Here is a 22,017-nt window from a genome sequence, read left to right on the forward strand (position 1 = left end):
AACGTAATGATAATTGCGTAGTAGCGCCGCCGGGGCGCCGGGATCGCGGGTGACGGGCGCGTTGCGCCCGGTCCGGCGCGCGAGCCCCGTTGGTTCACCCGGAGTTCCAGCGTATCGTGAACGGCTGGCGGCGCAATTTGCGCGCCGTCGGCTCTCCCGATGCCAGCTATCGAGAATCGCCGTTGGCTCCTCGCGGTGGTCGTCCTCGCGGCGCTCGTGCTGGGCGGCTCGGGGATGAGGAGCGCTCTGAGCTGGTACGAGCGCCCGTTCCCTGGCGTGCTCGTCGATCCGGACGGCGTGGTCTCGAGCGTGGGCCTGCCGTCCTGGGAGGGCTTCCAGAAGGGCCTCCGGTACCCGGATCGCGTCGTCGAGGTCGACGGCTGGCGCCTCGAGAGCACCGCGGGGCGCTACCGCGCCGGCGCCTGGGACGCCGCGGTCGAGCGGGCGGCGCGCGAGGGGCGCCGCTCGGTGCACGCCCGCGTCGAGACGGCGGAGGGGCTGCGCGACGTCGAGCTCTCCCTCGTCCCCTTCGACGCGCTCGCCTGGTGGTTCTACGCCGGCGGGCTGATGGTCGTCGCCTCGCTCTACGTGGGCGCCGCGCTCATCGCCCTCAGCGCGAGCCCCCACGGCAAGCTCGCCCGCGCCTTCGCGAGCGCCGCGCTGTTCGCCGCGCTCTTCCAGTTCGCGCTGTTCGACTACCACAGCTCGCGCCACCTCGTCCCGTTCTTCCACGTCGCCTACGCGCTCGTCCCGATGAGCTTCTTCACGCTGGCGCTGCGGCTGCCGGACGACGTCCCGCTCATCGCGCGCTACCCCGTCTTCGCGCGGATCGCGCACGGGCTCGGCGGCCTGCTCGCCGCCGCCCTGCTCGCCTCGCACGCCATGGGCTGGACCACCGTCGCGCTCCGGAGCGTCTGCGCGATCCTGTTCGTGGCGTCGTTCTTCTTCTTCGCGACCACGCTGATCCTCCGCTTCGCCGCGGCGGAGGGCGATCGCCGCCGCACGCTGCGCGCGCTGCTCCTCGCGATGGCGCCGCCGCACGTGGTGATCGCCCTCGGCTTCATGCTCGCCATGCTCGGCGCCCCGGCGTCGACGCTCGCGTGGTTCGCGATCCCCGCGCTCGCCCTCACACCCGTCTCGAGCGTCGTCGCGTTCATCCGCTACGACCTCTGGGGGAGCCGCGCGCTCCTGTCGCGCCCGCTCACGCGCGTCATCATCGCCTGCATGATGGTCGCGCTCACGGTGATCCTCTGCTCCGCGTGCGCGGGGTACGCCGGCCTCCCGCTGCTCGGCGCGATCAAGGTCGCGGCGCCGGCCGCCGTCGTCAGCGCGGCGCTCGTCGTGTCCGCGCTCGGCGCCGGCGATCGGAAGCTCTTCCCGGCGCGCGCGGAGTACAAGCCCACCGTCGAGCAGCTCAGCGAGGAGCTGACGCTCGTCGCCGATCCCGACGAGGTCGCCTTCGCGGTCGAGCGCACGGTGGCGCGCTGGCTCTCCTGCGAGCGCGTCACCTTCCGTCGCATCGCGGTCGACGCGGCCGACGGCGCGGGCGCGGGCAGCGCCGGCGCCGCGCCCGGCGAGCCGGCGCCGAGGGCGGACGAGTCGAGCGGCGAGCGGGTCATCGAGGTCGAGCCCTCCAAGGCGAGCGCGAGCGCGAGCGAGCTCTCGCTGACCGTCATGTTCCGCGGCCGGCTGCTCGGCGTCCTCGAGGTGGGCAAGAAGCGCGGCGGCGCCCTGTTCACCAGCGAAGATCTCGATCTGCTCCGCACGATCGGCAACCAGGCCGCGCTCGCCATGGCGCACGCCCACAGCTACGCGGAGCTGGAGCGGCGGCGGCGGGAGCAGGCCGCCGCGTGGCGCGACGAGCGCGCGGCGCTCATCGAGACGCTCGCGGCCGAGATCACCCACGAGGTGCGCTACCCGATCAACTTCTTCCGCTCCGTGTTCAAGCGCGGATCGAAGAACCAGAGCCTGGACGCCGAGGAGGTCGACATCGGCTGCGAGGAGGTCGAGCGCCTCGAGCGCCTCGTGATGGGGCTGCGCCGGGTGACGCACAGGAAGCTCGAGCGCCGCCGCCTCGCGGTCGAGGAGCTCGTCAGCCGGGCGGAGATGCTCCTGCGCGATCAGCTCGGCAAGCGGCGGATCGAGGCGCGCGTGAGCGCTGGATCGAGGCTCCGCTGCGATCCCGATCAGGCCACGCAGGTGCTCGTCAACCTCCTCTCGAACGGCCTCGACGCGGCCGGCGACAAGGGGACGATCGGGGTCGTCTGGGAGACCACCGAGAGCGGCGCCGAGCTCGTCGTGTGGGACACGGGGCCCGGCATCTCGGGGGACGCGTCGCGCCTCTTCGCGCCCTGGTACACGACGAAGCCCCGCGGGACCGGGCTCGGGCTCGCCATCACGCACCGCATCGTCCGGGCCCACGGGTGGTTGATCGAGCCGGAGCGGCGCGACGGCACGACGCGGTTCGTGATCTCGATCCCAGCCGCCGACGTCTCCATGACCGCGGAGGACGAGGTCGCGTGAAGATCCTGATCGTCGATGATCAGCGGAGCGGCCGCCGCACGCTGCGGCAGATCCTGGCCGCGCTCGACGAGGTCGAGGTGCTCGAGGCGGTCGGCCTGGACGACGCGATGGCGGTCGTGGAGCGGAGCGCGCCGGACCTCCTGCTCCTCGACGTGCGCCTGTCGGACGATCCGCGCGACCGCGGCGGCCTGGAGATCCTGCGGCGGGTGCGGGCCTCGGGGCGGAGCACGCCGGCGCTGATGGTCACGTCGGTCAGCGAGCTCTCCGAGATCCGGGAGGCCATGCGGCTCGGCGCGCAGGACTACGTGCTGAAGGACGAGCTCTGCCCGGAGATGCTCCTGCCGATCATCGAGGGGCAGCGCGAGCGGCTGCTCCTGAAGGGCGAGGTGGTGCGGCTCCGCGAGCGGGTCGACCGCACGTTCGGCACGAAGGCGCTCATCGGCTCGTCCGCGGGGATGGAGCGCGTCCGCCGGATCATCGAGCGGGTCGCCGAGTCGAGCAAGACGGTGCTCATCCGCGGCGAGACCGGCAGCGGCAAGGAGATGGTCGCCCGCGCGCTGCACGAGATGAGCTCGCGCCGCGGCGAGCCGTTCGTCGCGGTCAACTGCTCGGCGCTGCCGGGGACGCTCATCGAGTCGCTCATCTTCGGGCACGAGCGCGGCGCCTTCACCGGCGCCGAGAAGCGCATGCGCGGCCAGCTCGAGCTCGCGGGCGCGGGCACCATCCTGCTCGACGAGATCGCCGAGATGCCCGGCGAGCTCCAGGCGAAGCTCCTCCGCGTCGTCGAGGATCGCCGCTTCCGCCCCCTCGGCGCCGAGTCGGAGATCCCGCTGCGCGCCCGCGTCCTCGCCGCGACCCACGTCGACCTGGAGAAGCGCATCAGCGAGGGGCGCTTCCGGGAGGACCTCTTCTACCGGCTCAACGTCGTCACGGTGCACGTCCCGTCGCTGGCCGAGCGCGACGCCGATCTCATCGAGCTCCTGCTCGCGTTCAGCGCGGAGCTCCCGCGCAAGCTGCGTTACACCGACGACGCGATCGCGTGGCTGGTCCGGCGGCCCTGGCCCGGCAACGTGCGTGAGCTCCGGAACGTCGTCGAGCGGCTGGGGCTGCTCGCGGACGACGATCTCATCGACGTCCCCACGCTCGAGGAGCTCGCGCGCGAGCGGCCGGTCGTGGACGCCACCGCGGAGATCGACCGGCTGGCGCGCGCCCTGCTCGCGCTGCCCGAGCGGCTGGGATCGAAGCTCCGGGTGATCGAGCGCGCCGTCCTGCACCACGCGATCGAGAGCTGCGGCGGCAACAAGGCGGCCGCGGCGCGGCTCATCGGCGTCGATCGGAAGATGCTCGAGCGGCGCTGGGACCGGCACACCGGCGAGGAGCCGCCGAGCAGCCGGCGGATGTCGATGCCGACGCCGATGGCCGCGCGCCACCTCGGCGAGGAGCCGCCGAGCAGCCGGCGGCACACGCCCGCGAACGGGACGCGGCACCTCGGCGAGGAGCTGCCGGGCAACCGCAACCACACGCCCGTGAGCTTGCCGCGGTACGCCAGCGAGGAAGCGCCGAGCACCCGCCGCCAGGTGCCGCCGCCAGACCACGACGACGCCTGAGGGGCGCGGCGCCGGTGGCGTGCCGCGCCGCGCCACCGGCGTCGCGCGCTACTTCCTGCCGATGCCCGTGTAGACGAACCCCATGCCGCGGAGCTCGTCCGGCTCCCAGATGTTGCGCCCGTCGAAGAGCGTCGGGGAGCTCAGGATGCGCTTCAGCCGGTGGAAGTCCGGGCGCCGGTACTCGTGCCACTCGGTGACGACGACCAGCGCGTCCGCGCCCTCGGCCGCGCCGTACATGCCGTCGCTCAGGAGGATGCGGCTCCCGTAGATGGCGCGCACGTTCGGCATCGCCTGCGGGTCGTGCGCCTGGACCGTCGCGCCCGCCTCGAGCAGCGCGTCGATGAGCGTGAGCGCGGGCGCCTCGCGGATGTCGTCCGTCTGCGGCTTGAACGCGAGCCCCCAGACCGCGATCGTCTTCCCCTTCAGCGCGCCGTCGAAGTAGGCGCTCACCTTGCTGGCGAGCAGCCGCTTCTGCCGCGCGTTGATCCGCTCGGTCGCCCGGACGATCTCCAGATCGTGCCCGACGGAGCCCGCGGTGTAGAGGATGGCCGAGAGGTCCTTGGGGAAGCACGACCCGCCGAACCCCGGGCCGGCGAACAGGAACTTCGTGCCGATGCGCGGGTCGGCCCCGACGCCCTTGCGCACGAGCTCGATGTCCGCGCCGAGCTTCTCCGCGAGCACGGCCAGATCGTTCATGAACGAGATGCGCGACGCGAGCAGCGCGTTGGCGGCGTACTTGGTGAGCTCGGCCGAGCGCGCGTCCATGAGCTGGATGCGGTCGCTCGCCCGCACGAACGGGTTGTAGAGGTGGCGCAGGATCTCGCGCGCCTTCGGGTCGTCCGAGCCGATGATCACGCGGTCGGGCTTCATGAAGTCGTTGACCGCGTCACCCTCCTTGAGAAACTCCGGGTTCGACGCGACCGCGAACGGCTGGGTGGCGTTCGCGCCGATGATCTGCCGGAGCCGGTCCGCCGTGCCGACGGGGACCGTGCTCTTCGTGGCGATCACTTTGAAATTGTTCAGGTTCTTGCCGATCGTCTCGCCGACGGCCTCGACGGCGGAGAGGTCGGCGGAGCCGTCGTCCGCCTGGGGCGTACCGACGGCGATGAAGACGATCTCGGCGTCGCGGATGGCGCTGGCGACGTCGGTGGAGAACCGGAGCCTGCCGTCGCGGGTGTTCTTTGCGATCAACACGTCGAGGCCGGGCTCGTAGATCGGCACCTCTCCGCGCTTCAGCATCTCGATCTTGGCAGCGGACACGTCGACGCACGCCACGTCATTCCCGAAATCCGCGAACCCCGCGCCGGCGACGAGGCCGACATACCCTGTTCCCACGACGGCAAGCTGCATGGGCGGGACGCTACCACGACCCCGGCGCCGTTCGAGCCGGCAGTCGCACGGCGTGTGACCTCCGATCGATCTGTCCCGCTCCTCTCGCGTGCGAGCGCGCCGAGCGTTCGTGCTGCCCTTGCCCTGCCTGAGCCGAGGGGCTGCCGGGCGCTTGGCGGCCGTGGCGCCGCGCGGCTCAGGGGTGGACGAACACCACGGTGCCGGTCAGCGAGCGCGCTGCGCCGTGCCATCCCGGCGGGACGGCCGGCTCGGTCCAGAAGAACAGGCGGCGGGCGTCCTCTGGAGACAGGTTGATGCAGCCGTGGCTCTTGGGCCGGCCGAACTTGTCGTGCCAGTACGCGCCGTGCAGCGCATACCCCTCCTCGAAGTACTGCACGTAAGGCACGTCGCGCAGCTCGAACTCCTCACCGACGGTGTCCGAGTCCATGGTGCTCGTGACGAACTTCGTGTGGATACGGAAGATCCCGCGCTTGGTCGCGGTGCTGGACTCGTGGTCATCGAGCCCCGCCTCGCCGCTCGAGATCAGCGTCGCATAGACGGGCTTCGTGCCCTCGTAGGCGACGAGCACCTGCTTCGTGATGTTGACGTCGAGCCACTTCTCGCCGTTCTTGCCCCAGGCAGGCATCTTCTTGGCAGGGTCGATTCGGCCGGCGTGGCGGTCGTCGACCCAGTCGCCGTCCTTCGTCTCGTAGTGCAGCTTGCCGCCGAAGAACTGCTGTTTGCCGGTGAGGGGCACGGCGGAGCGCCACTCGAGCTCTCCGCCGTCGACGAGCTTCTTGCCCTCGACGCGCCATCGCTTGCCCCCGGCGCGGCGCACGAGCGCGAACGGGAAGTCGACGTCCTTGCCGATCTCGACGCCGTGGAACTCGGAGCCGCGGATGGGGCGGAACCTGTCGGCCGGGACGACGCGCAGATCGGTGGTGACGTTGTAGCGCCGGCCCTCGTGGAGGAACGACTCGAGGAAGGCCATCCCGTTGCGCCGCGAGACCTCGTCGATCTTCACGGCGTCATCGGTCTTGATGAGGCCGGAGAGGTTGGGGGCGCGCCGGCCTTCGCGCAGGTACCAGGGGATCTCGCGATCGGTGATGCGCTGCGCGAGCGCGTCGAGCGCGGGCGGGGCGGGCTCGGCGCTCCATTTGAGCCAGACGTCGAGGCCGTAGGTGGCGCCGCTCTCCTCGTCCTTGGCCCAGCGATCGAGGTGCTTCTTGAGGCTCGGCTCGAAGCGCGCAAGATCGTCCTCGGTCGGGATGCGCGCGTAGGCGGGGCCGCCGCGCGTGACGGTCCCGTACATGTACGGGAGCTTGTGGGTGACGTCGGGGCGGCGGGCCGCGGCGCGGACGATCTCGTCGTCGAGGTCGAGCGTCGCGTCGGGGCCGACGCACACGTAGCCGAACGGCTTGACCTTGCGGAAGCCCCCGGGGCAGCCGGACGTGCCGGCGGGCTCGGGATCCATCTCCACGACCGCGCCGGCGCGCAGGAAGCCGACGGGCTTCGCGTCGGTGCTGGGCCGCGCAAGGACGCGGGTGAGCATCGAGGTGCTGGCGAGCCGCGGGCGGCCCTCGGGGATCGGCGCCGGCGGGGTGGCGACGCCGCCGAGCGAGACGATGGGCGGGCCCTCGGGCAGGCCGGGCGGCGGCTCATCCTCGGCCGGGGCGGGGGAGGCGACGGCCGCGGGGGAAGCGAGGGCGGCGGCGGAGGCGCCCTGGGCCTTCTGGCTTCCTGCGGCGCCGGGGAGCTCGATGGGCGCGTCGGCGGCGCTCCCGGAGCGCCCGCAGGCCGAGAGGGACGCGGCGAGCGCGAGGAGCGCGAGCGCATGGTGGCTCGCCGCGAGCGTGGCTGCGGCGCGCGTTCGAGGCGGCGTGTCCATGGCGCGCCGACCGTAGTGCACAGGAGGGGGAGGAGGGCCAGTTTTCGGCAGTCGGCTGGAGGTGGGCTCTCGCCGCCTCACCTCGGATCAGGCGCCGAGAGCCGCCCTCGACGCGCCTCGACGTCGGCGACGGCGGCCGCGCCGTCGCGCACGATCAGGGTGAACGGATACCGCTCTTCACCTCTCGCGTCGGGATCGTAGGCCCCGGTGGGCAGCGCGGTCACCACGAGCGTTCGTTTCCCGTCCGCCGCGAGCTTCAGCTCCGCGGAGCCGGACGAGAGGTCCAGGATCTCGCCGTCCGAGTCAGGCGTCAGACCGGGGACGGCCTGGACGACGAAGCGGCGCCTCGCGTCGTCGGGCGCCTCGAGCGACACCCGGAGCGATCGTGGCGTGTCGGCTCCTGCCGAGAGCTCGATATAGCTGGTGCCGAGCAACATCGGCGCGCGCTCGCGGACGTCGATCCTGCCCGGCCTGGCCTCGACCTGGGCTGCCAGCGAGAGCTTCGCCGCCGCGAGGTTCTGAAGGCCGCCCGCGAAGTGCCGGAAATGGCGATCGTCGATGTGATCGCCGGTGTACCAGCGCCAGCGCGCGAGCTCGGGGACGGCCTCGACATAGCTCATGCCCGCCGCCTCTCGGAGCATCGCATCGAGCGCATCGACGAAGTCAGGCTCGTTGGGCTGCGCGCCGTCGCCTGTGGCGGGGGCGTCGCGCGCCCCGAGCCACATGCGCGAGACGAACCGCGGATCGCCGTCGAAGAACCGATCTTTGAGGTAGAGCAGCACCATGGAGGCGCCGTACATGGACCATGTCTCGTAATGGTCGTTGTGGTCGATCGCCCATTCCGGGTGCCTCTGGAAATCGGCCAGGCCGTCGCTCGTATAGCGATCCGCGCGGACCTGGTCGAGGAACGTCGCCGACATCTCGAAGACGACGGGGCTCTCGCTCCAGTCGTCCGCGGCCTGCGAGGCGTGCGCCATCTCGTGCACCACGGTCTCCTCGAGAGCGGAGCCGCCGTAAGGCCCCCACGGATCGACGATCATGTACGGGCGCCGGTCGTCCCATGAGGTCGACGGCTCGCCTCCGAGGACGTCGACGAGGCAGCTGCGGTGGCCTCTCCACACGAACACATCGAATGCGTCGTCCGGCCCGCACTCTCCGCCATCGCCGATGGGCGGGCGCATGCCGATCCGGCGCACATGATAGTCCCAGCCCTCCTCGATGAACGCGAGGACCTGGCGCGCGGTGTCGCGCTCTTCCGCCTTGTAATGGTGCACGAGCACGGGGAGGGTCGAGGATCGAAGGGAGAAAGGGAACATCTCCTCGAAGTCGGCTCGCCCACAGATGCTCTCGCCTTCCGGCAAAGGGTGCTTGTACTCCGACGGTGTGGCCGGGGTCATGTCATCGCCCTCTGTGCCGCAGCCGACGGGCCCGAGGCCGAGGATGAAGCAAGCCAGCCAGGGAAGGGATCTCCGCATCGAGGCGCTTTAACCGAGCCTCCGGGGAGCTTGCAAGGAGCGGCTGCCAGCATGGCCGCGCGGCGCGCGCAGCGGAGCAGCACCCGGCTGCGTGCGTGCCGAGGGTGCTGCCTTCGAACCTCTGCTGTAGTACTAGGCGGACTGGTCGAGTTCTCGCACGACGTCGCGGAGCGCCTGGGCCTCGGCACGCTCGAGGATCACGGGCGCCGACAGGGGCGTGGGCGCGTGGTCGCGAAACTCCACGGGCTGGAAGGCGGCGAGCGCGCCGGACGCGGTGTAGGCGAGATCCAGGCGCACCGCGGAGGTGTCCGGGTCGCCATCCCCGTCCAGGGCGAAGGGGAGCTTCGCGATGGCGGCGAAGTCCCGCCTCTCCAGGGCGGCGGTGAGCGCTCCGATCGGGCAGGTGAAGTAGCGGAAGCCTTCTTCCACCTTCTCACCCGTGGACGTGTACACGAACTCGCTCAGGATCAGCCATTTGCGACGGGTGGCGAAGCGAGGATCGGCGCGCAGGAAGTCGGACAGATCTTGGATCTCCATCGCGCGTTCATACCGCAACCGGGCCCAGGATCTCCACCAGTCCGTCGGGGCGGATCATGCTGTTCGGTCATCGCACACATGAACGCAGGGTGGTCGTCTCGACGCACTCGCCCTAGGACATGGCCCTACGGTGGGGGACGAAGAGGGGCTACGACCGTCCGAACCTGAGCAGCAGCCCGAGCCAGCCCTTCGCCAGGTAGAGGAGGTTGATCAGCACATACATCCAGAAGAACACGTCGAGCCGGTCCGCGAGCGCGAACGCCCAGATGTGGCTCGGGTAGTGGTTCAGGAAGCGCAGGAACGTCATCACGAGCGCCGCCGCCCGGGCGGCGGGCGACCGGGGCCGCTCCTCCGTGGCGGTCTCGTAATAGGCGGAGACCGAGGTCTCCTTGCCGCTGATCTCCGGGCGGCGGACGAAGTTCGTCAGCGAGATCGCCGAGGCGATCACCGCGACCCCGACGACGCCGGCGAGCAGGAAGCGCGGATCTCCGCCGGGCCAGCGGCCGCCGTCCAGCCCGAGGCCGCCGGCGCTGAAGAGGCGCATCGAGAGCGCGCCCGAGAGGAGCACCGCCTTGAGCTCGTCCGTGAAGAAGTCGAAGAGGTGGCCCTCCTTCGACGCGAGCTGCTTGTGGCGCGCCAGCATCCCGTCGGCGCAGTCGAGCAGGTAACTCAGCTCGAGCACGGCGATGGCGACGAGGCCCCCCGCCGCCGTGGGCAGCGCGACGAGCAGCGCCGCCGCGACGACGAACACGGCGAGGTTGAGCAGCGTCACCTGGTTCGGCGTGATCGCGGTCCGCGCGAGGAGCGCGACCACGCCGCCGGCGAGCGGGCGCATCAGGTAGGTGTTGAAGAGCTGATCGTGCTTCTTCCGCGTGGCCAGGTAGATCCGCTTCGCTTCGCCGAGCATGGCCGGCGCATCCTAGCCGAGCGGCTCCCGTCTTGCTCGGGCGGCAGCGGCGCTTTCGCCCCGGCAGGCGGACCGCCCGCCGCCCGGTCAGCGCCGCGCCGGGCGCGAGGCGGGCGCGCCTGCGTCCAGCGGCTCGTCGCTCCAGTCGACGGCGATCGAGTCCTCCTTCGCGGCCTCGGGGCGCACCCACTCCTTGGTGATGGAGCCGCCGCTCACGGGCGGCTCGTCGCTCCAGTCGACGGCGATGACATCGATGGAGGTCGAGACGCTCGCGGGGTGCACCGGGATCGTGGCGGGCCCGCTCTCGTCCGTGGCGCCCCGGGGCGACGGCTGCTCTCGCAGCGTGATCGCGTCCGGAGCGAGCGCGTGCGCGAACCGCGACGCGCGCGGCGGCGGCTCGCTGCGCAGGAGGGCGCGCACGTCCTCCAGCATCTGGCGCGCGTCGGGGTAGCGCTGGTCGCGGTCGAAGGCGAGCGCGCGATCGACGACGAGGCACACGTCGCGCGGCGCGTGCGGCGCGCGCTGCGCGAGCGGCGGCGCCGGCTCCCTGCCCATCTTCAGCAGGAGGTCGAAGTCGGTGCTCGCCTCGTGGACATGGCGGCCGGCGATCAGCCGGAACATGGTGGCGCCGACCGCGAAGAGGTCGGCGCGGGTGTCGATGTCGCGGCCCTTCGCCTGCTCCGGCGGCATGTAGGGCGTCGTGCCGAGCACCAGGCCCATCCGCGTGAGCTCCCCCTGGAGGCTGGAGTCCTGGCGGATCCGCGCGAGCCCGAAATCGAGGACCTTGATGCGCGGGACGCCGCCGTGCGCGGGCGTGTCCGCTGCGCCGTCGCCGACGACGTACAGGTTGGGCGGCTTGATGTCGCGGTGGATGATCCCCTGCGCGTGCGCCGCGGCGAGCGTGTCGAGCACCTGCGCGGTGAAGCGGAGCACCTCGGCCAGCGGGAGGCCGCCGAGGCGGCGCTCGCGCTCGGCGAGCGACTCGCCCTCGAGGAGCTCCATCACCAGGAAAGGCGCCCCGTCCTCGGCGACGTCGATGTCGCGGATCTCGACGGCGCCCGGGTGGCGGAAGCGGTTCGCGGCCTGGGCCTCGCGCTCGAACCGGTCGCAGATCTCCTTCGATTTCGCGGCCTGCGGGTGCAGGATCTTGAGCGCGTCCCGGCGGCCGATCCGGTGGACGCCGACGTAGACGGCGGCCATGCCGCCGGCGCCGAGCAGCCGCTCCAGCGTCCACTTGTTGCGGATCGTGGTCCCCACGCGTTGTGAGGCGGTTTCGCTGCTCATGGGATCCTTGCCTTCATGGAAGCGGCGCGGCCGCACGCGGTCAAGCGTATGCTCCGCGCGGTCGCGAGGAGAGCGATGGTGAAACCGGGCAAGCCGAGCGGGCGGCAGTACACCGAGGCCGAGGTGCGGGCCATCCTGGAGCGCGCCCTCCGGGACGCGCAGACGCGCGACGTGAGCCATGACGAGCTGGTCGCGGCGGCCGAGGAGATCGGCATCTCCCGGGGCGCGATCGAGGCCGCGTCGCGCGACATCGAGCATGTCCGGGGCGAGGAGGCGGCGCGCGAGGCCATCCTCGCGCGCCGGCGCAAGGGGTTCCGCTCGCACCTGTTCTCGTTCCTCCTCGTGAACGCGTTCCTCTTCGCGGTGAACGCGCTCACGGACGGGCCGTGGTGGTTCTTCTGGCCGCTGCTCGGGTGGGGCCTGGGGCTCGCCTTCCACGCGCTCGGCGCGCTCTCCAGCGACGTGTCCCCGCGGCAGATCCGCCGGGAGCTCGAGCGCAGCGCCGCGCAGGCGCGGAAGGAGCAGCACCGGCGGCTGAAGGAGCAGCGCCGGATCGAGCGCCTCGAGCGCAAGCAGCGCCTCGAGCAGAGCGCGGAGGACTTCGGGCACGCCGTCGAGGAGGGGGTCGCGACGGTGCTCTCGCGGATCGCGCAGGAGATCCGCGGGAGCGCGCCGCCGCCGGCGCCGGCGCCGGTCGAAGACGCGCCGCGCAGGCGGCGGATCGCGCCGCTCGACGCGGACGAGGCCGAGTCGGAGGAGCTCGGCGAGGAAGAGGCGGATCGCGCGGCCCGGCGAGGCCGCGGCGGGCGCTGACGGCGCCGCACGGCTGGTGTGGCGGTAACCTTCGCGGGGCAGGCCGACGTACGTCACGGTCGTGCGTGCCAGGAAGCGGTGCGGCACGGTCGTCCTCGTGATCGCACCGGACGCCGGCGTGGCCGACTGGGCGGCGGAGAACATCGACCTCGGCCTGGGCCTCGGCAACGTCGAGCCGCTGGTGCTCGGTCCGGCCGTCGTACCCGAGATCACCGACCCAGCCGACGCGGAGAAGGACACCGAGCTGGCGGTGCTTTCGGCGGTGGCGCACGGCAACGGGCCGAACGGGCTCACCGTGGTCCGGGCGGCGCTCGTTGCCCTTGGCCGGCTCGATCAGGAGCACGCCATGGTCTATTTTCAAGTCATCTGGAGCGGGTTGCGTGAGCCCATGCGGCGGGCTCTGGAGGCGTTGGTCATGGAACGGCAGATCGAAGGCGAGACGACTTTTCCGTTCGTGCGGGAGCTCATGGATCGCGTCAAACTCGCGGGCCTACGTGAGGGCAAGCTCGAGGGCCTGCGTGAGGGCAAGAGGGACACGCTGCTTCGGCTTCTTGCGCGTGCAGGGATCGTGCTCACCGAGAGCGAGAGCGCGCGCGTCCAGGCATGCACGGACATCGCGACCCTCGACCGCTGGATCGATAAAGTCCTTGGGGCGAAGACCGCCGCCGACGTGCTCTCGTGACCGTCGACGGATGCGGCCCAACAAAGCGATGAACCAAACGGGCTTTTCCCGCTGAACATCGCCAGGGCGTCCGGAGGGCAGACGTCGCGCCGAGGTCGGCTGGCGAGAGTGGTCACCGAACCACGAGAGCTCGCCGCCACGCTCGAAGCTGTTCCTCACGCGGAGCGTCTGCCGTCACCACGATGCGGACATACGGGCCATGGAGGCGCTCGTCATGGAGAGCGACACGGACTGGGCCGTGCTCCGCGCACCACGTCTCCTCAATAATCAGATCACGGGCGCTCGCGGAGGGTGAACTGCCCGCAGAGCATCTCTTTCTTGAAGCTCAGCTCGTCCAGGCCGACGGCAACCTCCAGGCCCGCCGATCTCGCGAGCTTGTTCATGTCGAACGCGACGAGCCGGATGTTGGAGGCGAAGCGCGCCACCTGGTCCAGCACGGCGTCCAGCAGGGCGTCGATGGTCTTGTTGAGCGACTTGCGGGCGAAGTCGAGCGGGCCCCAGCTCCCATCGAGCTTGATGTCGATGTCTGAGCGCTTCACGTCGAGGTTGATGGCCACCTTCGCGTCTCCGTCCAGGCGCTCTAACCTCACGACGGGCTTGAGCACGCACTCTCCTTCCAGCTTGATGGACTCGCCGATGCCGGCCACTTTCCCCGAGACCTTGGCGTACGCCTTGACGCGGAGCGTGCACGTGGCCTTGCCCTCGGAGATCTCGAGGTTGGGGGAATAGACGGTCGCCTTCACCTCGGCTTCGCCCGAGAAGACCGAGTAGCTGGCCTTCTCCTTCTCCTTCCAGGAGGGGTCCTTGACCAGCTCCTCGAAGGCCACATTGATGGCGTCCTCGCGCACGACGAGCCGCACGCGCCCGGCCCCCTCGATCGGCGCGAGGTCCGTGCGCGGGATCGCCATTCCAGGTGCCGTGGCCTGGTTCCCGCCGAAGACCCGTGCATACCCGTTGATCTGATCGTCCTCCACCTGCGCGCTGATCAAGGTCGCCCGGATGTCGCCGAGCCCCTGCGTCAGCTCGGGGATCAGGAGGCGCTCAAGCCACTTGACCAGCGCCGGCACCACCACTTTGTCGAGCACCTGGGTCGCGACAGGATCCACCTGGCCCTGCGTGGTGGCCACGGCCTTGTCCACCTTCATGATCAGCCGCGGACCGGCCACAACGCACGTCGCCAGGATGTCGGCCCTGGCGATGAACTCCACCTTGCGGTCCGGGAAGGTGAGGGCGAGTCGGATCGTCTCCACCGTGCAGAGCGTGTTGGACCTGCCGGCCTGGACCTGGGGCGGAAGCGGCGCCAGGTTGAGCCTCGGCGACTCCGGGATGGAGTACAGATAGCTCACGCCGAGCTCCGGCAGCGTGCCCTCCTGCTCGAAGTACTCGTCGTAGCGCCGGTAGTAGTAGTCGACAACGAACTGCATCAGCGACTCGTCGGCTGCGAGGTACACGGCTTCGGTGCGCTGGGGCTGGATGTTGGGGAGCTTCACTTCGGCGGTGGTGGGGGTAGGCATCGAGGTTCTCCTCTCGGGTGGGAGAGAGGCCTTCCGTGCGCCTCGCTCCGGCAGCATGAGCGGTCTCGGGGTGCGTCTCACCCCGCACTCCGCGCGCTTCACTACTTCATCCGAAAGGTCAGAAAGGAACCCGACAGGCATCTGTCGATTTCTTTCGTCGAGCGCTCGCCCAGGTCGCCGCGGGCCTTCGCCCAGCGCCGCTCCCCCGCGCCGGCCGCCGCCCCTCTCGCTTTCGCCTCTCCCCCCGGCGGGCTACCCTCGATAGGATGTTTCACCCCGTCGTCGACCGGTGGTTTCGTGACCGCTTCGGCGCCCCCGCCCCCGCGCAGGAGCGCGCCTGGCCGGTCATCGCGGCCGGCCGCGACGCGCTGATCAGCGCGCCGACCGGCGCCGGCAAGACGCTCGCGGCCTTCCTCTTCTGCCTCGACCGGCTCGTCCGCGACGCGGCGCGTGGCGCGCTCCAGGACCGCACGGACGTCCTTTACATCTCGCCGCTGAAGGCGCTCTCCCACGACGTCCACCGCAACCTCGAGCAGCCGATCGCCGAGATCTCCGCGGCCATGGAGGCCGCGGGCCTGCCCGCGCCGGGCATCCGGGCCCTCGTGCGGACCGGCGACAGCCCCGCGCAGGAGCGGCGCGCCATGGCGGCCCGGCCGCCGCACGTGCTCGTCACGACGCCGGAGTCCGCGTTCATCCTGCTGACCAGCGCGTCGGGGCGGCGCGCGCTCTCCGGGGTGCGCACCGTGATCCTCGACGAGGTCCACGCGATCGCCGGCGACAAGCGCGGCGCCCACCTCGCGCTCTCGCTCGAGCGGCTCGAGGACCTCGTGGTCGGCCAGGGCGGCGCCCGGCCGCAGCGCGTGGGGCTCAGCGCCACGGTCCGCCCCATCGAGGTCGCCGCCCGGCTCGTCGCCGGCGCGCGCGAGCTGCCCCAGATCGTCGATGTCGGGCAGCGGCGGGACCTCGATCTCGCCATCGAGGTGCCCCGCGACGAGCTCGGCGCGGTCTGTACGCACGAGCAGTGGACCGAGATCTACGACCGCATCGCGGCGCTCGCCGAGGGAGCGCGGTCGACGCTGGTGTTCGTCAACACGCGCCGCCTCGTCGAGCGGGTCGCGCACGCGCTCGGCGCGCGGCTCGGCGAGGACGTCGTGGCGGCCCACCACGGCAGCCTCTCGCGGGCCCGGCGCCTCTCGGCGGAGCGGCGCCTCAAGGCCGGGGAGCTCCGGGTCGTCGTCGCGACCGCTTCGCTCGAGCTCGGCATCGACGTCGGCGCGGTCGACCTCGCCTGCCTCGTCGGCTCGCCGCGGTCGATCAACGTCGCCCTCCAGCGCATCGGCCGCTCGGGCCACGCCCTCGCCGCGACGCCGCGCGGGCGGCTCTTCCCGCTGACGCGCGACCAGCTCGTCGAGTGCGCGGCGATCGTGCGCGCGGCGCGCCGCGGCGAGCTCGATCGGATGGCGTCGCGCGAGGGGCCGCTCGACGTGCTCGCGCAGCAGATCATCGCCGCGTGCGCCTGCGAGGAGCGGGACGAGGAGGGGCTCTACGCGCTCGTCCGCCGGGCCGCGCCGTACGAAGGCCTCTCGCGCCGCGACTTCGACGCGGTGGTGGCCATGGTCTCGGGCGGCGCCGCCGCGGCGGACGACGGCGCGTCCGCCGCCCGTGGGGCGCGGCAGCGGGCCGGGTCGCTCGTCTACCGCGACGCGATCGGCGGCCGGCTGCGCGGGCGGCGCGGCGCGCGGCTCGCGGCGCTCACCTCGGGCGGGGCGATCCCCGACATCGCGGCCGTCGACGTGGTGCTCCAGCCCGACGGGACCAAGGTCGGCACGCTCGACGAGGATTTCGCGATCGAGTCGTCCGGGGGCGACGTCTTCCTGCTGGGCAACACCTCCTGGCGGGTGCTCCGGCTGGAGGGCGGCCAGATGTGGGTCGAGGACGCCCACGGCGCCGCGCCGACGGTGCCGTTCTGGCTCGGAGAGGCGCCGGCGCGCACGCCGGAGCTCTCGGCCGAGGTCGCCGCGCTCCGCGCCGAGGTCGCGGCGCGCCTCGACGAGGAGCGGGCCGATGGGCCGCGGCCGGCGGCCGAGCGGGGCCAGGGCGGCGAGGAGGCGCGGGCGGCGTGGTCCCGGGCGGCGCGCTGGCTCATGGAGGCGTGCGCGCTCGACGCGCGCGGGGCGCTGCTCGTGCGCGACTACATCGAGGCGGGGCGCGCGGCGCTCGGCGCGGTCCCGGGCGGCGCGACCGTGGTGGTCGAGCGCTTCTTCGACGAGGCCGGTGGGCAGCAGATCGTCGTGCACACGCCGCTCGGCGGCCGCGTGAACCGCGCGCTCGGGCTCGCGCTGCGCAAGCGCTTCTGCCGCTCGTTCGACTTCGAGCTCCAGGCGGCGGCGACCGACGACGGCGTGCTGCTCTCGCTGTCGGCGGAGCACGGGCTCCCGATCGACGAGGTGCTCGATCTGGTCCGCCCCGAGGGCCTCGAGGAGGTGCTCGTCCAGGCCGCTCTCCAGGGCCCGATGTTCCGCACGCGCTTCCGCTGGGCCGCGTCCCGCGCGCTCGCGCTGCTCCGGTTCCGCGGGGGCCGGCGGGTGCCGCCGGCGCTCCAGCGCATGCGCGCCGACGACCTCCTGCTCTCGATCTTCCCCGAGCAGCAGGGCTGCCAGGACAACCACGGGCTCTTCGCGCACGTCGATCCGCCGGATCACCCGCTCGTCCGCGAGGCGCTGCGCGACTGCCTGACCGAGCTGATGGATGTCGAGGGGCTGCGCGCGCTGCTCGTCGGCCTGCGCAGCGGGGCGATCCGCGTCGTCGCGCTCGACACGCCGGAGCCGAGCGTCTTCTCGCACGAGATCCTGAACGCGAACCCCTATGCGTTCCTCGACGACGCCCCGCTGGAGGAGCGCCGCGCGAGGGCGGTCCGGGTGCGGCGCGGGCTCCCGGCGGAGGTCGCCGAGCGGCTGGGCGGGCTCGATCCGGCGGTCGTCGCCGAGGTGGTCGCCGAGGCGCGGCCGGACGTGCGCGACGCGGACGAGCTGCACGAGCTCCTGCTCGACCGGGTCGCGCTCCCCGCGGAGGAGGGGATCCGGAGCGGCCTCGCGAGGCACTTCGAGGCGCTCTGCGCCGCCGGGCGCGCGGCCGAGGTGGGCGCTGCTCCGGGCGCGGGGGCCGGCGCGCCGCGCGCGCCGCGCTGGGTGGCGACCGAGCGGCGGCCGCTGGTCGAGGTGATCTGGCCGGGGGCGGTGTTTGCGCCCGACGTCGCGGTGCCGCCCGCCGTGCGCGGGGCCGCCGGGGCGGTCGATCGCGGCGCCGCGATCACGGCGCTCGTCCGCGGCTTCCTGAGCGCCGCGGGGCCGATCTCGACCGAGGATCTCGCGTCGCGGCTCGACGTGCCCGCGTACGAGGCGCAGTCCGCGCTCGCGCGGATCGAGCTCGCCGGCGGCGCGCTGCGCGGGCGCTTCCTCCCGAGCGCGCCGCCGCGGCCGGCGCAGGCCGCCGCGGGCGGCGGCGATCTGTCGATCGAGTGGTGCGACCGCCATCTCCTCGCCCGCATCCACCGCCGCACCGTCACCGGCCTGCGCAAGGCGATCGAGCCCGCGACCGCGGCGGAGCTCCTCCGGTTCCTCCTTGCGTGGCAGGGCGTGCGGCCGGGCACGCAGGCGCGCGGGCCGGGGGGCCTCGGGCGGGTGATCGAGCAGCTGCAGGGCTTCGAGCTCGCCGCCGGCGCGTGGGAGCAGGCGGTGCTGCCCGCGCGCGTGGCTGGCTACGACGAGGGGTTGCTCGACGCGCTCTGCCTGTCCGGCGAGGTGGCGTGGGGCCGCGTGGTCCCGCGCGACGTGGCGGCGCCCACGCGCGCTGCGCCGATCACGCTGGCGCTGCGCCGCGATCTCCCGTGGCTCCTCGCGCCTCGGGAGGCCGAGGGTGCGCCGCCGCCGGCGTCGCTCTCCGAGGCGGCGCAGGGCGTGCTGTCGTTCCTGACGCGCGCGGGCGCGTCGTTCTTCGACGACCTCGCCGTCGGCGTGGGCGGCGTGGGCGGCGCGGGCCGCTCCCGGGACGAGGTCGAGGAGGCGCTCTGGGAGCTCGTCGCCGCGGGGCTCGTGACCGGCGACGGCTTCGCGGCGCTGCGCTCGCTGCTCGGCGGCGGCGCGGCCGTCGCGCTGGGCGCGGGCCGCCTGCGCGGCGGGGCGCGCCGGGGTGGCCCCGTCGCGTCGGGCAGGTGGTCGCTCCTGCGAGCGCGCCCGGACGCGTTCGCGCCCGCTGCTGGTGAGGGCGCCGAGGGCCCTGACGCTGTCGAGGCGCTCGCGCACCAGTACCTCCGCCGCTACGGCGTGGTCTGTCGCGAGCTGCTCGCGCGCGAGCCGCGGCCGCCCGCGTGGCGCGACCTCCTCCGGGTCTACCGGCGGCTCGAGATGGCGGGTCAGCTCCGGGGAGGGCACCTCGTCGCCGGCTTCGTGGGCGAGCATTTCGCGCTGCCCGAGGCGCTCGACGCGCTCCGCGCCGTCCGGCGAGAGCCCCTGTCCGGCGAGATCGTGCAGCTCTCGGCGTGCGACCCGCTGAACCTGGTCGGCATCGTCACGCGGGGGCCGCGGGTGCCGGCCGCGCTCGGGAACGTGGTCATCTACCGCGACGGCGTGCCGCTCCTGCCCGTGGCCGCGGCCGCGCCGGGCGGGCCGGGACAGGCGATGTCCGCTCCCGCGGGAGCAGCGATGTGAGGGCGACGGCCCCAGCTCTCTCGTCTCGAGCAAGGAAGCCTGGGATGGACTCCGTTCACCTTTCGATCGATGACGCCAGGGATATCCCCTCTATCCGGACCAGCCATCATCGCTGCGGGAAGTCGGGCGACGAAGCGAACCGCCATGACGCCGAGGGCGCCAAGGAACGAGCGGAGTAGGTGCGGAAGACGCCGTGACGGGATCTTCCCCTCTTCTCTTGGCGTCATGGCGGTTTTCTGCTGCACCGGGTGTAGCCGGCGCCCTCGGCAGGCCGGCAGCACGCGCCCTTGACGCTCGACCGCATGGCGCGAGCTGCCGTACGCTCACGCCGATGACCAGCGAAAAGAAGAAGAAGAAGTCACGAACCGAGGCCGCCTCGGACGCGGACATGCAGGGCGAGAAGCCCTCCGCGGAGCCGCAGCGCGGCGGCAAGAAGAAGTCGACGCTCACGGCCGCCCAGCGGCAGGAGCTGCTCGATCTCGATCCTGCCTATGAGGCGCCGATCGACCACCCCGTCTCCGATACGTTGCAGGAGGCGCGGGAGCTCGAGGTCGCCTTGAGCAAGCTCGGCAAGGAGATCTACAAGAAGAGCAGGCTCTCGAAGGAGGTCGGCACCTCGATCTCTGCCCGGCGCGACCTGCTCGCCGCCGCCGAGTCCGCCTGGACCGAGTTCCGCACGCTCCCGCTCTCCTCGGACCTGCGGGCGCAGCGCAAGGACGCGGAAGCCCTCAAGCGCGACGCCATCGCGGCGCTCCGTTACTTCCTCGCGACGGACGAGGACGTGGAGCGCCGCGTCGACGGGATCGTCCTTGGCGCCGGCGTCGCCGATCTGGTGAGCGATCTGAACCAGCTCGCCGAGCTCCTCGAGCAGCACCGCGACGCGCTGGCCAGGGCCGATCTTCCGAAGCGCGCCCCGGAGCGCGCCCGTGAGCTCGCCGCGGCGCTCAGCAGCGGCGCGGCGGAGCGCGCCGTCGATCCCCACGGCAACGCCGCGATGGCGCTCCGGAATCGCGCCTTCTGGTGGCTGCGCGAGGCCATGGACGAGATCCGCGCCGCAGGCCGCTATGTCTACCGCGACGAGCGCAAGGTGCTCGCGCTCTTCCGCACGTCGAGCGCGCGTGCCCGCGCGCGTCGGCGCGCGGTGAAGCAGGATGAGCCCGAAACGACTGGATCGAGCCCGACACCGGCAGCGCCTGAGCCTGAATCGACCTGACGGCAGCGCGATCGGACATGCCGGTAGCCCGATCCGACATCGCAGGAGCGCGATCGGACACGCCGGGAGCGCGATCGGACACGCCGAGAGCCGATCCGATAGGACGGCAGAGCGATCCGACACGTCGAGAGCCCGATCCGAGCCGCTTTCGCGAAGCGGACACCGCTGCGGCGTGCCCGCGCGCACGTTGCGCTCCAACCCTGATGCCGTCAATATCCTGCGGCGAACACGCGCTCGGGGGGGCGTTCCTGGTCATCTGAGGCCGCCGCCATGTGGACTGTCCTTCCCGAGCTTCGCCAGCCCGAAAACTCCCGTCACCGCGCCTCCGGCCCGCCAAGGGTGCTCTGGACATCGGCGGTCGCGTTCGCGGCCGCTCTGCAGTGCCTCGCGTGCAATCAGGGAGCGTCCCAGCCCGGCGGCGCAAAGGCGGAGAAGCCTGCGGCCAGCGTCAAGGAAGTGACGCTCGCCCCCGTGACGGAGCTCGTCATGGAGCAGGCCGTCGACATCTCGGGGACCCTCGACGCCGACGAGCAGGTGACGCTCGGGGCCAAGGTGGCCGGGCGCCTCGCCTCGATCTCGGTCGACCTGGCGAGCCCGGTCCAGCGAGATCAGGTCATCGCTCAGCTGGAGGCGCGGGACTACGAGCTGCGCATCGAGCAGGCCACGGCCGCGCTGGCGCAGAGCCGCGCCCAGCTCGGTTTGCCCCCGGACGGGCCTGACAGCGAGCTCGATATCGAGGGCACGGCGGTGGTGAGGCAGGCCCTCGCGACGTTCAAGGAAGCGCAGGCCAACCAGGTCCGGGCGCGGGGGCTCGCCAGGGAAGGGCTGATGTCGGGCATGGACCTCGACGCGGCCGAGGCGGCGGCGGTCCGCGCGGAGACCGCCGTGCAGTCGGCGCGGGAGGAGGTGCGCATCCGCGAGGCCGCCGTCCGCCAGCGGCGCTCCGAGCTGCGCATGGCGCGGCAGCAGCTCGCCGACACCCTGGTGCGGTCGCCGCTCGATGGCGTCGTCCAGGTGCGGAGAGCGAACGTCGGCCAGTACCTCGCCGCGGGGGCGTCGATCGTGGACGTCGTCCGGATCGACCCGCTGCGGCTGCGCGTGGCCATCCCCGAGCTCGACGCGGCCAGCGTGCGCGCGGGCCAGCCCGTGCGCGTGACCCTCCAGGGAGACAGCGCCACCTATCCGGGGACGGTCGCGCGCCTCGCGCCCGCGATCGACCCGCAGAGCCGTACCCTGCTCGTGGAGAGCGACATCAAGAACCCCGGCCACCTGCGGCCGGGAAGCCTCGTCAGCGCGCAGATCGTCGTGAGCTCGAGGCCGGTGCCGACCGTGCCGGCGACCGCCGTCGTCCGGTTCGCCGGCCTCGCGAAGGTCATCACGGTCGAGGACGGCAAGGCGAAGGAGAAGCTGGTCACCACCGGAAAGACGTCGGGGGATCGGGTCGAGATCGTGTCCGGCGTCGCGGTGGGGGAGTCCGTGGTCTCCCGGCCCGGGTCGCTCCAGCAGGGGCAGCCGGTGCGCGTGGTGGAAGGGGGCTAG

General features: G+C 72.4%; 14 protein-coding genes. 7 read left to right on the plus strand and 7 right to left on the minus strand.

The genetic code is table 11. The features are described from left to right. The first annotated feature begins 159 nt into the window (after nucleotides 1-159). Both WMF12_RS14670 and WMF12_RS14675 read left to right on the plus strand, forming a co-directional pair. Nucleotides 160-2,523: an ATP-binding protein gene (locus tag WMF12_RS14670; RefSeq protein ID WP_437872120.1), complete on the plus strand. Its 2,364-nt coding sequence runs from the start codon at nucleotides 160-162 to the stop codon at nucleotides 2,521-2,523. Next, nucleotides 2,520-4,130 (plus strand): sigma-54-dependent transcriptional regulator, encoded by a 1,611-nt coding sequence (locus WMF12_RS14675; protein ID WP_437872123.1) that lies wholly within the window; start codon nucleotides 2,520-2,522, stop codon nucleotides 4,128-4,130. The genes WMF12_RS14670 and WMF12_RS14675 overlap by 4 nt, the downstream gene beginning before the upstream one ends. 48 nt (nucleotides 4,131-4,178) lie before the next feature. Here WMF12_RS14675 and WMF12_RS14680 read toward each other — a convergent pair whose 3' ends face one another. The 6 genes from WMF12_RS14680 to WMF12_RS14705 form a co-directional block, all read right to left on the minus strand. Next, a complete protein-coding gene (locus tag WMF12_RS14680) occupies nucleotides 4,179-5,480 on the minus strand; it encodes a UDP-glucose dehydrogenase family protein (protein WP_437746290.1) in 1,302 nt (433 codons plus the stop codon). A 175-nt stretch (nucleotides 5,481-5,655) separates the two neighbouring features. After that, nucleotides 5,656-7,347: a L,D-transpeptidase gene (locus WMF12_RS14685; RefSeq protein WP_437872124.1), complete on the minus strand. Its 1,692-nt coding sequence runs from the start codon at nucleotides 7,345-7,347 to the stop codon at nucleotides 5,656-5,658. 77 nt (nucleotides 7,348-7,424) lie between these two features. Beyond that, complete coding sequence (locus tag WMF12_RS14690; protein ID WP_437872125.1) at nucleotides 7,425-8,822, minus strand: hypothetical protein; 1,398 nt, start codon at nucleotides 8,820-8,822, stop codon at nucleotides 7,425-7,427. Nucleotides 8,823-8,954: 132 nt separating this feature from the next. Then, complete coding sequence (locus WMF12_RS14695; RefSeq protein ID WP_437872126.1) at nucleotides 8,955-9,359, minus strand: hypothetical protein; 405 nt, start codon at nucleotides 9,357-9,359, stop codon at nucleotides 8,955-8,957. A gap of 148 nt (nucleotides 9,360-9,507) precedes the next feature. Further along, complete coding sequence (locus WMF12_RS14700) at nucleotides 9,508-10,266, minus strand: CDP-alcohol phosphatidyltransferase family protein (protein WP_437746294.1); 759 nt, start codon at nucleotides 10,264-10,266, stop codon at nucleotides 9,508-9,510. Nucleotides 10,267-10,353: 87 nt separating this feature from the next. Further along, nucleotides 10,354-11,550 (minus strand): serine/threonine-protein kinase, encoded by a 1,197-nt coding sequence (locus WMF12_RS14705; protein ID WP_437872128.1) that lies wholly within the window; start codon nucleotides 11,548-11,550, stop codon nucleotides 10,354-10,356. Between the two features lie 75 nt (nucleotides 11,551-11,625). Between WMF12_RS14705 and WMF12_RS14710 the strand changes: the two genes are divergently transcribed. Then, a complete protein-coding gene (locus tag WMF12_RS14710; RefSeq protein ID WP_437872129.1) occupies nucleotides 11,626-12,363 on the plus strand; it encodes a 2TM domain-containing protein in 738 nt (245 codons plus the stop codon). A 97-nt stretch (nucleotides 12,364-12,460) separates the two neighbouring features. Further along, complete coding sequence (locus tag WMF12_RS14715) at nucleotides 12,461-13,045, plus strand: hypothetical protein (RefSeq protein WP_437872130.1); 585 nt, start codon at nucleotides 12,461-12,463, stop codon at nucleotides 13,043-13,045. A gap of 272 nt (nucleotides 13,046-13,317) precedes the next feature. Here WMF12_RS14715 and WMF12_RS14720 read toward each other — a convergent pair whose 3' ends face one another. After that, nucleotides 13,318-14,559 carry a hypothetical protein gene (locus WMF12_RS14720; RefSeq protein WP_437872132.1) on the minus strand — a complete coding sequence of 414 codons (1,242 nt, stop codon included), beginning with the start codon at nucleotides 14,557-14,559 and terminating at the stop codon, nucleotides 13,318-13,320. Nucleotides 14,560-14,825: 266 nt separating this feature from the next. On the opposite strand from WMF12_RS14720, the gene WMF12_RS14725 reads away from it, so the two are divergent. From WMF12_RS14725 to WMF12_RS14735, 3 genes are all read left to right on the plus strand, one after another. Next, complete coding sequence (locus WMF12_RS14725) at nucleotides 14,826-19,265, plus strand: DEAD/DEAH box helicase (RefSeq protein ID WP_437872134.1); 4,440 nt, start codon at nucleotides 14,826-14,828, stop codon at nucleotides 19,263-19,265. 331 nt (nucleotides 19,266-19,596) lie between these two features. Continuing rightward, complete coding sequence (locus WMF12_RS14730) at nucleotides 19,597-20,478, plus strand: hypothetical protein (protein ID WP_437872135.1); 882 nt, start codon at nucleotides 19,597-19,599, stop codon at nucleotides 20,476-20,478. 339 nt (nucleotides 20,479-20,817) lie between these two features. Continuing rightward, nucleotides 20,818-22,017: an efflux RND transporter periplasmic adaptor subunit gene (locus WMF12_RS14735; RefSeq protein WP_437872137.1), complete on the plus strand. Its 1,200-nt coding sequence runs from the start codon at nucleotides 20,818-20,820 to the stop codon at nucleotides 22,015-22,017.

The sequence above is a fragment of the Sorangium sp. So ce363 genome (assembly GCF_051520435.1).
GTDB lineage: Bacteria > Myxococcota_A > Polyangia > Polyangiales > Polyangiaceae > Sorangium > Sorangium cellulosum_B.